Annotated in this window: 11 protein-coding genes; 3 read left to right on the top strand and 8 right to left on the bottom strand. The window is 60.6% G+C overall.

Features of this window, described 5'->3' with window-relative positions; all coding sequences use genetic code 11:
• Positions 1 to 10 precede the first annotated feature (10 nt).
• The 3 genes from tssI to ACFWXH_RS26465 are packed head-to-tail and all read left to right on the top strand — an operon-like array spanning position 11 to position 3,853.
• Entirely contained in the window at positions 11 to 2,338 is a 2,328-nt protein-coding gene (gene tssI, locus ACFWXH_RS26475) for a type VI secretion system tip protein TssI/VgrG (RefSeq protein ID WP_379124388.1), read from the top strand.
• Between the two features lie 10 nt (positions 2,339 to 2,348).
• Positions 2,349 to 2,774, top strand: a complete 426-nt coding sequence (locus ACFWXH_RS26470) for a DUF6484 domain-containing protein (protein WP_379124386.1) — start codon at positions 2,349 to 2,351, stop codon at positions 2,772 to 2,774.
• Complete coding sequence (locus ACFWXH_RS26465; protein WP_379124385.1) at positions 2,774 to 3,853, top strand: HEAT repeat domain-containing protein; 1,080 nt, start codon at positions 2,774 to 2,776, stop codon at positions 3,851 to 3,853. The genes ACFWXH_RS26470 and ACFWXH_RS26465 overlap by 1 nt, the downstream gene beginning before the upstream one ends.
• An 80-nt stretch (positions 3,854 to 3,933) precedes the next feature.
• Here the strand turns inward: ACFWXH_RS26465 and ACFWXH_RS26460 are convergent, their stop codons facing one another.
• The 8 genes from ACFWXH_RS26460 to tssL form a co-directional block, all read right to left on the bottom strand.
• Positions 3,934 to 4,902, bottom strand: a complete 969-nt coding sequence (locus ACFWXH_RS26460; protein ID WP_379124384.1) for a type VI immunity family protein — start codon at positions 4,900 to 4,902, stop codon at positions 3,934 to 3,936.
• 4 nt (positions 4,903 to 4,906) lie between these two features.
• Positions 4,907 to 5,458 carry an SMI1/KNR4 family protein gene (locus ACFWXH_RS26455; protein ID WP_379124382.1) on the bottom strand — a complete coding sequence of 184 codons (552 nt, stop codon included), beginning with the start codon at positions 5,456 to 5,458 and terminating at the stop codon, positions 4,907 to 4,909.
• Between the two features lie 68 nt (positions 5,459 to 5,526).
• Positions 5,527 to 6,480 carry a DUF4150 domain-containing protein gene (locus ACFWXH_RS26450; RefSeq protein ID WP_379124380.1) on the bottom strand — a complete coding sequence of 318 codons (954 nt, stop codon included), beginning with the start codon at positions 6,478 to 6,480 and terminating at the stop codon, positions 5,527 to 5,529.
• Entirely contained in the window at positions 6,480 to 7,412 is a 933-nt protein-coding gene (locus ACFWXH_RS26445; protein ID WP_379124378.1) for a beta-ketoacyl synthase N-terminal-like domain-containing protein, read from the bottom strand. Before ACFWXH_RS26445 ends, ACFWXH_RS26450 begins: the two co-directional genes overlap by 1 nt.
• Positions 7,413 to 7,531: 119 nt before the next feature.
• Positions 7,532 to 8,587 (bottom strand): DUF2169 domain-containing protein, encoded by a 1,056-nt coding sequence (locus ACFWXH_RS26440; protein WP_379124376.1) that lies wholly within the window; start codon positions 8,585 to 8,587, stop codon positions 7,532 to 7,534.
• A 136-nt stretch (positions 8,588 to 8,723) separates the two neighbouring features.
• Positions 8,724 to 9,266, bottom strand: a complete 543-nt coding sequence (tagF, locus tag ACFWXH_RS26435; RefSeq protein ID WP_379124374.1) for a type VI secretion system-associated protein TagF — start codon at positions 9,264 to 9,266, stop codon at positions 8,724 to 8,726.
• A complete protein-coding gene (tssM, locus tag ACFWXH_RS26430; RefSeq protein ID WP_379124430.1) occupies positions 9,248 to 12,790 on the bottom strand; it encodes a type VI secretion system membrane subunit TssM in 3,543 nt (1,180 codons plus the stop codon). Before tssM ends, tagF begins: the two co-directional genes overlap by 19 nt.
• On the bottom strand, positions 12,790 to 14,112 hold the full coding sequence (gene tssL / locus ACFWXH_RS26425) for a type VI secretion system protein TssL, long form (RefSeq protein WP_379124372.1): 1,323 nt from the start codon (positions 14,110 to 14,112) through the stop codon (positions 12,790 to 12,792). Before tssL ends, tssM begins: the two co-directional genes overlap by 1 nt.
• Position 14,113: the final 1 nt, after the last annotated feature.

Raw genomic sequence — 14,113 nt, 5'->3', positions numbered from 1 at the left:
GGCACGTCCCATGCCAAACGAACGCGCCACGGTTGTGCAGACGCCGGTAGGCGCTGACTTGTTGACCTTCACCCATCTCATCGGCCGCGATGAGATCAGCCGCTGTTTTGCATATACTGTCGGCTTCGTCTCCAAGAGCCGTGACGTCGATCCGCTCAAGATGCTGGGCGGTATCGTTTCGATCGAGGGGGAATCCGACCCAAAGCGCTGGTTCAGCGGCCTCGTGTCGGAGTTCAGGCTCACCCGCATCGAAGACAGGCTGGCTTTCTACGAAGCGGTGGTCAGGCCATGGCTCTGGTTTCTCGGCAACACCACCGATTGCCGCATCTTCCAGAACATGACGGCAGTGGAGATCGTCGAAAAGATATTCTCGAAATACGGCACGGCGAAATTCGAGAAACGGCTGCAAGGTTCCTATCCGTCGCGCGAATACTGCGTGCAGTACGACGAGAGCGACCTGGATTTCGTGCAGAGGCTGCTTGAGCACGAGGGTATTTTCTATTTCTTCGAGCATGATGAGGGCCAGCACACGCTCGTGCTGTGCGATGCAATGAGCAAGCTGAAGCCTGCGCCGGGCTACGACAAGGTGCTCTACAATTTCGAAGGGCGGGGTTCGCGGCGTGATGTCGAATACATCACCGAATGGATCCCTGGCAGCATGGTGCGACCCGGCGCCTATGCGCATACCGACTATGATTTCGAGAAGCCTGGCGCCGATTTGATGGCAAAGTCCGCGCAGCCGTTCAGCCATAAGGAAGCTTCCGGCGAAAACTACCGCCAGCCCGGCGCGCATCTCGACGTTGGACGCGGCGATACCATTGCCGGAATCCGCCGAGAGGAACTTCAGTCGGTGCACCTGCGCACGACAGCGGCGGGGACTGTGCGCGGCCTTTTCTCCGGCTGCAAGTTCAATCTGGAGAGCTTTCCGCGCGACGACCAGAACCAGGAATATCTGGTAATCAGCGCCGAATACCGGCTGTTCGATCCGGGCTATCGGACCCAGAACGAGGCCCACAGCGAAAACTTTACCGTTATGCTGGGCGTGGCGCCCACCAAAGTGCCGTACCGGCCGCCGCGTCTCACCCCGCGGCCGATCATGCGCGGACCGCAGACCGCGACCGTGGTCGGCCCGTCGGGCGAAGAAATCTTCACCGACAAATATGCACGGGTGAAGGTGCAGTTCCACTGGGATCGGCTCGGCAAGAAGGACCAGAATTCTTCCTGTTTCGTGCGGGTGTCGCAGACCTGGGCCGGCAGCGGCTGGGGTTTCATCCAGATCCCGCGCATCGGACAGGAGGTCATCGTTGATTTCATCGAGGGCGACCCGGACCTGCCGATCATCACCGGCCGGGTCTACAATGCCTCGCAGATGCCGCCCTACGGGCTGCCAGGCAATGCGACGCAGTCGGGCTGGAAATCCGACTCCTCGAAGGGCGGCGGCGGTTACAACGAACTGATGTTCGAGGACAAGGCGGGCTCCGAACTGGTCAATTTCCAAGCCCAGAAGGACCACCACCTGCTGATCAAGCATGATCGCAACAAGACCGTGCAGCACGACCAGTCCGACCGTATCGATCACGATGCCAAACATTCCGTCGGCCACAACCTCGATGAGGACGTCGGCAACAACAAGACGGTCAAGATCGGCGTCGATCAGACCACCAACATCGGCAGCAATGATACCGAGACGGTGGGCGCAAACCGCTCATTGACGGTCCAGGCCAACGAGACGATCCATGTCGTGGCCAATTCGACGGAAAACATCGACGCCAACCATTCCCAGACGGTGGGGCTGGTTCAGACGATAACGGTTGGGGCCGCGCGTGTGGACACGGTGGCGGCCGCTGAAGCGCGGACCGTGGGCGCTGCGCAAACGAACACGATCGGAGCGACACGATCGGTGACGGTGGGGATCAGTCAGAGCCACGATATTGGAGCAGGGGATAGTTGGAACATCGGGGCCGGGCAGACCGTCAATGTCAGCGCGGATCAAAGCGTGACCATTGGCAGTGCTCAAACATTCAGCGTCGGCGCAGCCCGCAGCGCCAGCATTGGCGCCGATGATTCCACGACGGTCGGAGGGGCTCACTCGTTGGGCATAGCGAAGGGCAGTTCGATCAGTGTTGGAGAGAACAGTTCGATCAAGGTTGGAAAGAAACTGGTGATCGATGCCGGTGACGAAATCCTGATCAAATGTGGGTCGGCGAAAATCATGATGAAGAAGGATGGATCGATCGGGATCGAAGGCAAGGACATTTCAATCAAGGGGTCTGGCACGATCAGCCTCAAGGCTTCCGGCGACATCACGATGAAAGGCTCGAAGATCAGCGAGAATTGAGGGCACGGCGATGAGTGAGACGCGCGAACGTATCGACGGGGTAGTCATAGGGATTTTCCTTGGATTCGACAGCGGCGTTCCGCTTGTTGTCTTCCCGGGCAATCCGCAGGAGACGGCCGTTGCCGCCCGCAGCCTGACCGAACTGGCTTCCGATGAGATCGGTGCAGAGGTTGCCCTGCTGTTTCAGGATGGCGATCCGGGTCGCCCTTTGATTGTCGGGCGCGTTGTCGAGCCCATGCGCAAGGTTTCATCGCCGCAGATAATCCGCGACGGGGAACGAGTATGCATTATCGGCGAGGAACGCATTGAGTTGCGCTGCGGCGAGGCGACCATTCTCATGGAGAAGGACGGGCGCATTATCATCCGAGGCACTTATGTGACCAGCCAGGCGAGTGCCACCAACAGGATACGTGGCGGCTCGATCGATCTGAACTGATGTCGAAGACGATGTGGCGTGCCGACCTTAATCCTACGCTGCGACCGGTTGTGAGCGATGTTGTCAGGCAGCACGTGGAACAGGCGGCCTTCCTATGGGCGCAGCGTGATACGCTTATGATGGCGGAGCTTCCCGATCTGAAGGCTGTCGCTGGCGTTGACAAGCGGCTCGAAGCGAATCTCGACGCTCTGCGCATTGCAGGGTCGGCTGGCTGGCCATTCATCCTCGCCGCCTATGAGGATTTTCCGCAGAAGGGCGAGCTTTTCCTGTTTACCTGGTTCGCAATCGAACAGGCCGACCGGAAGCGTATCGCCGAAGCAGTGGAATTGGGTCGGCAGTCCGAGAATGGCCGTGGTGTCGTCGGCGCACTCATATGGCATAAACCCCAGACGATCGGTCCGCTGGTGCGCGATTGGATCGGTGCCCAGGATGCTTTCCAACGCTTCCTGGGGGCGTCAGCATGTATGGGACATAAAGTCGATCCGAAACAGATGCTGGCGCGGTTGGTGTGCGATCCGGACACGCGCGTGCGTGCCGTCGCCCTGCGTCTGGCCGGGACCCTGAGGCGCACCGACCTTGTCGCCGAGATCGCTGCTTGCCTGGATGATATCGATGAACCACCACGATTGTGGGCCTGCTGGGCGTTGGCGGAACTCGGTTCGGGAGACCTTGCCACTGCCGGATTGCGCAAGGTGGCTGTCGCTGGCGGCCCAGAGGCGATGATCGCGCTGCGCGCGGCAATCAAGGCGGCTCCAGATAAGGATGTCCGCGCATGGCTGGTTGAACTGCTCAAGTCACCTGAAACCGCGCCCCTGGCCGTGAGAGGCTCGGGCATGCTTGGTGATCGCGGACTTCTGCACTGGTTGATCCGCCAGATGCGCGTACCGGCGTTGGCCGCTCCGGCAGGAGCCGCGTTCCTCGAACTTTTTACCGAAGCTCGCGAGGACGGCCGGCTTTTCTCGATCGAGTCGTCGTTGCTGGGGCAGGCTTTCGCCGATCATTTCGACGGCGATCCGCCATTTCTGCCGGTCGCCGACAATGTGAAGGACTGGGCAAAGGAACGGAATCTACTAGACTAGAGGTCTTCTGTTTTTTCGGGAACGCTCTAACTCTTTGTTGCAAGGCAGTCGAAGACAGGTAGTACCAAAGACTAGCTGCCTCAACGCCACCCGGCTGGATCGAAAAACCTGCGAATCCAGCCCATCGTATTTCCGCTCGCCGCGAAGCGTTCGCCCGGGAAGTCCGGGTGCCCGGTCAGGAACAGAGGTGCAAGCGCGTTGGCCACCGCCACATAGGGAACGTCGCTGGCGTCCGGCCGATTGCGATCGCACGCCGAGGGGCAATCACCCGCTATCAAGACATAAGCCTGCTTGTGTCGCGTCGTTGTCACGCTCGGTACGTCTCGGAGACTTGCGAGCGTGGTGCGAATGTCGGGTTTCAAGGCAAAGGCGTTGCCCACCAAAGTGATCCAGTTGACGCCCTTTATGCCGTCTTTCGTCAGTGGCAGCGTGCCGTTCATATGTTCTATATCCACGCCCCAGAAACGCCGGGCGCGGCTGTAAATCGCATCAAAGGCGTCGTCCAGAAGCAGGGGTTCGTAAACGAAAGCCAGGCCGCCATGGCCCGAATGTAGTGGCACGTTCTCGGCTATGGCGACGGCCGTGGAAACCAGAACGTCGAGTTCCGTATCCAGCGGCAGCAGCAATCGCGCGAAGGTGAACAGTCCTTCACTCCTGAGATGAATGCGCCGGCAGTTGAGGCTCCAACTTCCGCTCAGCACGTCGATTTCCTGCCCGTCCCAATATTGCGCTTCAAATGCTCTGCCTTGACGTATGCGCTCGCGTACCGGTTCGAAGTACGGACGCCTGATGCCTGCCGCCGCAGCGGCCCGTCCGTGCATGGTTAATATCGGCTGAGCGAGGGACGACCAGAGTGGCAACTCGGCAATCTTGAATTCCCGCAGCCTGGTAGGCGGACAAACACTTTCATAGAGATCCAGCAGGAATTCAAAATCGCGCTCGGTCGGCCCTTCGAGATAGACCGTGAGATCGAGCATAACTTTGAGCGCAACCTCATCACCGACCCATAAAGGTTGCGTAAGCGCTGCGGACAGATGGGAGACCTGCATCCTTCTATTCCGCTTCGTCTCGAGAGATGCCTCTTTTCTGATTGTCGATCATGTCGCGAAGCAGGTTCAGCTTATGGACCAGGAAGGCCGTGAAATCAGGAAAGCGCCTTTCCTCGGTGGTGATATCGAGCGCGACGAAGTCCATCTCACCATTGCTGCGAACCGTATGGGGGTCAATGTAAAGGCACTGATTTGAATCCTCGCCGAGGAAAACGGGGAGGGCTCCATTTTCGAAGGGGTTCTCCTGGTCCAACTCCGCGAAAATCTCCTGTAGATCTGCAAGATGTTCGTCGACCCATTCAGCTCGTTGGTCTTCAACCGAAAGCAGTTTGGCGTCGCCCGACAGCTCGCCCCACCCATTATGAAGCTCTAGAAACCTTCGATAGCTCGGGGGAAGTGGCTTGCCGAGTTTCTTCTCCAGGACACTGAGTTGTTGCGGCGAACATGGCTTGCCCAATGGATGGTCGTACTCTTCATCGAAAGCCAGTCGGTCATAGACGCGCAGCGCATTGGCAAGCTGTTCGATCAGTTCCGGAAGCGACGATGGTTCGGTCATGGATCTCGTCTCTCGGTCATGGTTGCGATGGCACTTGTTCGCCCGAAGGAAGGGCGATTTTCGATCGGTCAGCAGCAATCGCCTTTGACACCCGTGTGTTTGCCGGCACCGCTCGTCTTCAACTGATTGAGTTGACCGCCGATCCATCTGTTGGGACGGCGCGACATCCATCTCAGATTGTTGAGCCTTGTCGGGTGGCCGCAGAATTGGATTTCCTTGATGTGATCAACGCTGAAACTCCTGTAGGGCGGGGTGCTCGACTCTGCCTTCTGCTGCAGGGCGTCCCGGCAATAGTCGGGGGCCTTGTTCGAGATATGTTTGAAACCCTTCTTGTTGAGCGCCTGAAGTTCCGGGTTTTGGCTTCGGCGCATGGCCATGCCTCGCAACTGGCTGGCGCGCTTGTCGCCGTCTTCCCGCAGCTGGTCGTATCCGCGAGGCCCGCTTCCGCCTCCGGCACTCTTTATGCCGCCAGGGCTCTTCATCATTTTGTTTATCTGGGAGAGTTTTGCGCAGATTTCTTCCTGCTCACATTTGTTGAATTTGTGCCGCCCGGGAGAAGGGTTCTCCGGCGCGTCCTTGCATGGGATGGTCAATATGTTCGGCTTTGCGGGAGGAGCCGGATTTGCATTGCCCATGAGATCGACAGTGTTCTTATTGTTGTGAAATTTCTTGTCGGTGTCACGGCAGGCGTTGCTTCCATCCATCTTGACGTCGAAGGAATACGTGATCCAATCCGTCGCCTGCTTGAACGTGTTGGATTTGACCCCGCCGACGGTGCCGGGCTCGTCTCCGGTAGACATCTTGTACTGGGAGCCCTTGATAGCGATCATCTGACCGCCCTTCGCAAAAACCGTCGTGGTTCCGTCGCCCAACGTGCTGCTCATCGCAAAATTCGGGTAAGGCATCGGTACGGGACCGCCCGGTGTAGGCGTCTTGCAGACATCCGGTATCGTCGCCTTCGAAAAGCCGGTCGAGCTCTTGTGAGTGAGCCCAAGGCCGTTCACTGTGATGTGGGTTGGCATCAGCGCGGTTCCCTGGGGCCACCAAGCAGCACAGCAGCCCGGGTGCCGTTTTCGGAACTTGTCCAGATCAGCGAAAGGGGGCCCCTGCTGTAGTTTCGGGCTTCAGCTTGGACGACCATGCTGACGAACAGAGGTCCCGACGCAGCGCCTATATCGCCCCAACAGTCGGCTGGCGTTTCAAAATCCGCGGCATCCTTGAAGCGACCCGGATTGCGAAGCACCGCGAAACCATATTCATTGCCGCGATAACGCTCACCGTTCATGTCGCAGATGATCCGGTCGACGGGATCGATGGGCGCTTGTTCGAACAGCAGCTGAAAGGCCGTGCTCAGGCCTTCTCCCAGGCAGACCGTCTTGGTCTTGATTTTATTTTCTTCGAAGGCGACGGAGGTGCAAAGCACCTCCAACAAGGGTTCGATTCCCAGTTCCCGTGCGGTTTGCAGCGTTGTCATCAAACAGAATCCGGCCCCTTCGCCCGGACAAAATCCATAGGTGTTCTCATCGGAATGAAGCTGCTCGCGTTCGTCCAGCCACTCCAGAGTCTCCGGCTCGAGATAGCTGTCGACGCCGCCCGCAAGACAGAACCTGGCCTTGCCTTCCTGCAGCATCCGACAGCCGTGATGAATGGCCAGCATCCCGCCCGCATGACCGCCGGCGTTGGAGCCTCCTTTGGCCAAGGCGATATCCGGCGACAGCCTGGTGCGAAGTTGCGCGTCAGTCGTGGCGGCGAAATCGCCGTCTTGCCCCGGCCGCGGCTCGCCGGTCGACAAAATGAGCGCGACAGGGTTGGACGAATTTGTCTTGCGCAGGGGAGCCAAGGCGTCGAGTGCCGGAGAGGTCGCGATCGCCACCAATCGATCCGGACCGTTCAACGCCGGATCGATGCCGGTGTCCCGGGTGACTTTCATCCGCTCGCCCATGCGATCGATCATATAGGGGTGATCCTGTATGGCCGATATTCCAGCTCGGACGGCGGCGACGCTCGTCTCGGCGGAAAATCCGAGCGGCGTGCGGCCGCCGGTGCCGACAATGACTATGGGGTTTCCGCCTATCATCGTGTAGGCCCTTGCCAGACACCGGTGCGGCTGATCGCATCAGAAATGCCTGTGCGACGTCGAATGCGGATTGTTGTGGTGGACAACTTCTCTTCGTCATAAGGCACAGGCAAAGCCGAAAGCCAGGTAATGACGAACTGCCGGTCGTCCGGCCGGATTCGCAGCGTGTGGATCGACGCGCCTTTGTGCTTGATGTCAGGCTGGTTCTTGAAATGCGAAGTGATGTCGAAGGTGACGCGTGGCAACAGAAACTGCATGAACCCGTCGGCAGTCAACCCGCCAAGCCTGACATCTTCATAGCCAACAAGCGGTAATCTGGTTTGCTGGTCCTGTGGTGCGCACTGGTAATGCAAACGATTGAAATCGTGAGGCAGCAGCGGGTTGCGCGTCTTCTCCCATTCCTTCCCATAGGTCCCAGCGTATCCGGCGCGCGGTAGCCAATGGGCCGCGATGGGGCCAAAGCCCGCAGGGCGGCCACTCCGGTGGTCGCGATAAGGTGCGTCCTGATATTCGAAGTTGGGTGCCGCCTTGCCGATCAGCCTTTGCGGGTTGACTGCAAACCCCGTGCCGACGGGATTGCGTTGATCCCAATCCGGACTGGACGCCTCCAGATCCGTGCCGCCGTAGGTGCGACGCCAGCTGATCGGCAGTCGAATGAACGGCTCCGGGTTCGTCATGCGTACCGAGACCGGACCGGGTACGAAAATTCTGTCTCCGGTCACCCTGACAATCTTGTCCAATTCGCCGATCTTCATCCGCGCCGTCGTCTCGACGTTTGGCTTGCCGCCAGCGGCGTATGCATGCCCTTCGATAAGCACATCCGTATGCTTCTTTTCGATGTGGAAATCGTCATCATCCACCAGTTCCTTGGCGTCTGTAGAAAACACTGGCGCCATGTTGACCGGTATCTGCTTTTTCAGCGGAACCTGCTCGCCCGCAGGATCGATCTCGAAGGACGCCTTGATCGCTACCAGCCAGACTTCCTGTCCGCTCTCGTCGCGCGTCCACAGGCCCTCGGCCGCGAAGGGTGTCAGGTTTGTCAACGGAAACATCTTGACCGAACTCTTCCAGCGCTGAAGTAGCCCGTCAGTGACTGAACCCGGCTGCATACTCGCGCCGCTGCAAAGCCGGATGAAACCTTACGGCCGAAACTCACAGTGCGCTGAATCGCGCCGACGCCAGCTTGCATCAGCCGGTCCCCCGAGCCGCGGCGAACGTCTGTTCTAGCATCGGTTGCGGCGCTTCTGTAGCGACGTCAAAAATATCCGTTCGCGCTGTCCAAATGACCAGATCGTCGATCGTCTCGCCATCTTGCTCGACCTGCGGCACGGGCAGGACTGTGAGTGCCGCATCGAGTTCATCCGGTGTCAGTTCCCCCCGTTGAGCGGCGAAGGCGGCGCTCTCGATGCCGTTGAACCAGTCGTCGCAATAGGCGAGCTTCAGCGGCGCTCGGACAAGCCGCGCGACGATGCTCAACGGAAACCGCCTGCCGATCCTGTCGGCGCTCTGCAGCAAGATGCCGGCCGAGGCGCCGAAGGAACCGGGGCCCGCCAAGAAACGCAAGGCTGTCTCCTGCGGCCAGGTTTCATGGCCGAACAGCGGTACGATGTGCTGCGCGAGCCAGCGGTCCCAGACACGCACGAAATCTCCCGGTAGCCGCCGCGTCACGAAATCGCCGGCGGCGGGCATCTTGCCGTAGAAGCCGGGCAGGGTCAGATCTGAGGCGGACATGTGAATTTCTTGAACATCTCGAGCGTGTAAGGGTTTTCGACACTGGCCGCTTTGAGCTCGAAATCGGCAAACATGCCTTTCGTACCCAATCGCAGGCTGTAGACGTCTGTAAGCTTGGTTCCTGTGAACTTGCCGCCGCGCAGCATTCTCAGCCACGCCCAACTGCCGGTCTCGTTGAGCAAGACCTCAGGCGAACCGTCGACCGGCTGGAAGGCAAGCGAGATCACGCCCGTTCCGTCCTTGCCGGGCCACGTCATTGGCTGCGGTCTGGTCGCGTTGTTGTAGTAGACGAGGTTCTGGCCATCGAGGTTGAGCGTCACCCGCGCCAGGTTGGGAGACAGATCCTTTGGCTCCAGCGTGAAATTCATTACCGGGCCGGTGCCGCCGGGAAACAGGTCGTCGCGGATGTGTCGCGCCTGCTCGAACGCTGCCAGGGCAGCAGGGTCGAGACCGAAGTCGGCACGCCATTTCCATGGCTTGCTGGCTGTGTCGACATAGTTGATCAAGTGGTCGTTGATGAAGGCATCGATCATGCCGGTTGGGCCGAAAAGGCGCTGGAAATCGCGGACGTTGACGTCCACCGCGCTTTCCGGGCTGAACGGGTAGCGGTTGTTGAGCGCGGCCTGGCAGAACGGCAGGATGTCGGCACGCCAGATGGCGTTGAGTTCATTGGTGACGGCTCTCTGCGACAGGTTACTGGTGTCGCCGGCAATTCCGCCGAGCCAGTCGTTGATCGGGGAGGGCAGGATCTGCGCCTGCCGCGCCACCGCTCCGGTCAATTCGGCGAGCCCGCCTTGCTTCTTGATGGCGTCCTGCGGGTCGGGGTTGGCGGTCACCGTCTGCAGCACGTTGGAAAGCGCCGTCAGTGCCACGACGGCTGCATCGAGCGCTGGTGGCTGGCCGTCGACCTCGGCGATCGTGCCCTTCAGTGGTTTGAAATGATCGGCCACCAGGCTGCCAGTCATGTCGACCTGGTTGGCGGAGCCCGCGCGCGGCAAAAGCTTTGCCCCTGTCTTCACGACCTTGCCGAGCTTGCCGAGCTTGCTCAATAGCTTCGAGCCTGTCTTCGTGGCGGCGCCGCCTTTGTCGTCAGCCTGTGCTTCGTCGGATCGGGTAAGGTCGGTCTCCTGAACCACTGCGGTCAGCAGACGCTTCAGCGCGGAATCCGCGCTCGACAGGTCCTTGAGGTTTTCGCTGGCGACATTGAGGTCTCGCAGCGGTGCCAGCTTCATATCGCGCAGGAAGCTGTCCCACTGCGAAATGTAATCGTCGTAATAGAGTTTCAGTATGTCCTCAGACAGCGCCGACACGGAGGTCTCGGCGTTTTCAGAGCAGCCGCCGGCAAAGACAGCGCGGTCGAGCGCTGCCTGTGCCGCCACATCCTCGACCCGGTCGAGGACGGCTTCGTGGAAACCCGCGTAGGTATATGCGCCGGGAACGCCGACACGCAGTGTCTTGTCCGAGCGGCGCGTAAACACTTTCGCGCCGTTGGGGCCTGCGAAATTGGCCGGCACCCATTCCTTGACGGCCGCCACTGCAGGGTCGGCCAGCAACTGCCTGTAAGCGCGCTCCGGCAGCGAAATCGTGCACACCGTCTTCAGCGCTTCGGCGAGCAATTCCTTGTCGGGGCCAATATAGCTCTCATCAATCGTCATGCGGCGGATCGCGGCGAGCTGATGTTCCTCGGCGTCGGCAGTTGGGAAGGGGGGAGCGGGCGCAAATTCCGGCAGGCTATTCACCCACCAGTTCTGCGCGAAGTCAGGATCCATCTGCGACAGGCCTGTCATCATGCGATAGGTCTTCAGTGCGCCGAGCATGAAGTCCGGATCACGGATCTGCCGCCACATTGTGGCTTCCAGCAGCGCCACCATGCGCGGTTCCAGCACGTTGCGCAGTGCGTGGTCATAAGTGTCCGTCTGCGCGCGGAGGAGCTCGGCCGAAGCGGTCGGCCCAATGAGATTGTGGACCGCGTCGGGCGGCATTGTGCGTGCCGTCGCGACCGCATCCATCGCTCCTAGCGCTCCATCGATCGATGGCTGCTCCACCGATGCAGGTGTCGCAGCAACCTCCGTGAGCGGTGCTTGCAGTGCCTCGAACTGACCGGCCTGAGCGGTGATGGCGTTACGATTGTCGACATAGGACCAGGTGAACAGGCCGCCCGCGAGCAAGGCGGCAAGCGCACAGGCAGTGGCCGCCCCCCGCCATATCCAGGCCCGGCGGCGTTGCGCGAGCGGATCGAAAGTGCCCAGGCCGGCTTCCTTGAAAATAACCTCGGTCAAGAGGTTCCGCAGGAAGAAGCTTCGCTTGTCGACGCGCGGCGCGAGCATTGGGCGATGTGGCGACAGCCCAAACGAGGAGGAAAGCGCGGCGGTCAGCCGGTCGATGGGTGCGCCTTCCTGGGTCGCTGACGTCAGATAGAGACCACGCAGCCAGGCTGCCTCTTCGTAGCGGCTCTCGCCAAACATTGCCTCGATCAGGACCTGGATCGGCTCGGAAAGGCTCGCAAGCTGCGCCGGGAAACGGAAGATCTCTGCGCGAGAGCCGAGTTTGTCCTCATCCTCGAGGCGTGGCACCAGCCGTCGCTCCAGTTCTGTGGAAAGCGCAGCGAGCTCTTTTTCGATGGTCTTGGCATCAATGCGCGCATCGAGCGCGAAGGTCGTTCCCCAAACCTGCTCGCGTGCTGACGTCGACAGACCGCCGAAGAACGCTTCGAACCCCTTGATCAGATCGGCCTTGGTCAGCATCAGGTAGACGGGCAGCCGCATTTCGAGCCGATCGTTCAGCTCGGCCAGCCGGCGCCGGATCTTGCGGCCATGTGCCTTGATAGCGTCGTCACCTTCCGAGAGCGTATCGATCGACAGCGCGACGATGACGCCGTTGAGCGCCCGCCTGCCTCGATGCTTCTTGAGCAGGTCAAGGAAGCCCAGCCACTCGGTCGCGTCGACATCCGGCTGGCTTTCCTGCTGGACATAACGCCCGGCCGTGTCGATCAGGACAGCGTGCTCCGAAAAGAACCAATCGCAGTTGCGTGTGCCCCCGACGCCCTGCAGATCGTCGGTGAGGTCGATCGGAAAATTGAGACCGGACTGGCGCAACGCCGTCGTCTTGCCGGTGGCTGGCGGGCCGACGATCACATACCAGGGCATTTCGCGCAGGAACTTGCGACCGCCAAGCTTGCGACGCTTCAACTCCGCCATCACCTCGCCGAATTTGGCGCCGACGGCAGCGACGCTCTCCTCGCCGGGAGTAAGCGGTTTGGTCTCCACCGGCGCTGTGATCTCGGCGACGAACATGCGGTTGGCACGGATTGCGCGGCGCTGGGCGATGATCAGCCAGATCAACCACAGGATGATCAGTCCTGCGATGATGGCAATTCGCACATTCTCGGAAGCGAATGGGGCATAGGGGCCGACCTGGATGATCGGACCGAACACCCAGATGAGCAGCGAAAGCAGCGCGATGCCGATCAGCGTCCAAAGAATGCGCGAGGTCAGAACGGCCCAAAGGAAGCGCAGGATGAACATCATAGCCTCTTCTCGACCAGGACTTCGACGCGCCGGTTGAGCGCGCGACCCTCGCGCGTCGAATTGTCAGCCACCGGATCGGTCTCGGCGCGGCCTTCGGAATGGACGCGCTCCCGCGGCACGCCCGCCTGGACCAGCAGATCGGCTATGGTTCCTGCACGCGCTTCCGACAGCCGTTGGTTGGATGAGAGCGGGTTCGATCTTTGCAGCCGCACATTGTCCGTGTGGCCGACGACGGTGATGTTTCCAATCAGTTCCTGGTTGGCAAGGATCACCTTGGCGATCGATGCCACCAACGGCTCGTAACCTTGCCTGAGCGTCGGGCGCGAAGACTGGAACAGCTCAGGATCGGAGGACTGGATGACCAGCTTGGCCAACGACACGCTTTCGGTGCCGCTGAGCGCTCCTTTGAGATTGCCTGGAGCCTCGGCTTTGAATTCAGGCAACAAGGCGAAATCGACCGGCGCCGGTGATTCGGGCGCATCGACCTTCGACGCAGCGCGCATGATGTCTGCGCGTGCGGGCGGCGGCAGCGCACGTACCAGTGCGGAGAGTTCCACCGCCTGGCTGCTCAGCACCATAGAAAGGCCGGCATAGATAGCGGCGGCGATGACGGCTGCTGCTACTGCCATCACCCAGATTGGAACGATGAAGCGTTGCGGCTCATCGGAAGCGACCACGCCCTTCCAGTGAGGCGAGAGCGCCGCGTCTTCGGCGTCGGGGTTGCGCAGGAAGCGCGCCGCCGCCACGCGGACCGCATTGAGCGAGCGATCGCCGGCACGGCCGGGCACGCGATATTTGCCGCGGAAGCCCAACGCCAGGCAGTAATATTGAAGCTCGAGCATTTCGCGGTCGCGGTTAGGGTGCCGCTCGAGTTCATCGAGGCGCGAGAAGAACTGCGTGCCGGCGTCGACGTCGCCGCGCAGCATGACCACCAGCGGCTGGCGTGGCCACGCGCCGGCGCCGCCCCAGGGCGTGTTGAGTGCTAGATCGTCGAGGAGAGCCGCCACTGCCCAGGCCGCCTGATCGGCGCGTTCCAGCGAAGAGCCCGCCGCCATTGCCGTGTCGCGAGCGCGTACCAATTCGTCGAGCAGGCGCGTGCGGAGGACTTCGGGATTCTCGGGCGCCAGCGCGCTTTCGAGCTCTGGCGCAAATTCAAGCAGCGGCGCGAAAGCGTTGATCAGCGTGTTGGGGTGAGCGCGCGCCCGCTTCAAGGGCACTCCGGGTGCCAAGGGTGCCATCGGCCTTGGCGTTGCACCCGTCAACCTGATGCGGGTGCGCTCGCGATCCTCCGACAGTCCGAAAGGATCATCCCGGCTCATG

This window comes from Mesorhizobium sp. NPDC059054 (assembly GCF_042739215.1).
Taxonomy (GTDB): domain Bacteria; phylum Pseudomonadota; class Alphaproteobacteria; order Rhizobiales; family Rhizobiaceae; genus Mesorhizobium.
Note: the sequence above shows the minus strand (reverse complement) of the source record. Positions and strands in the feature narration are given on the sequence as shown.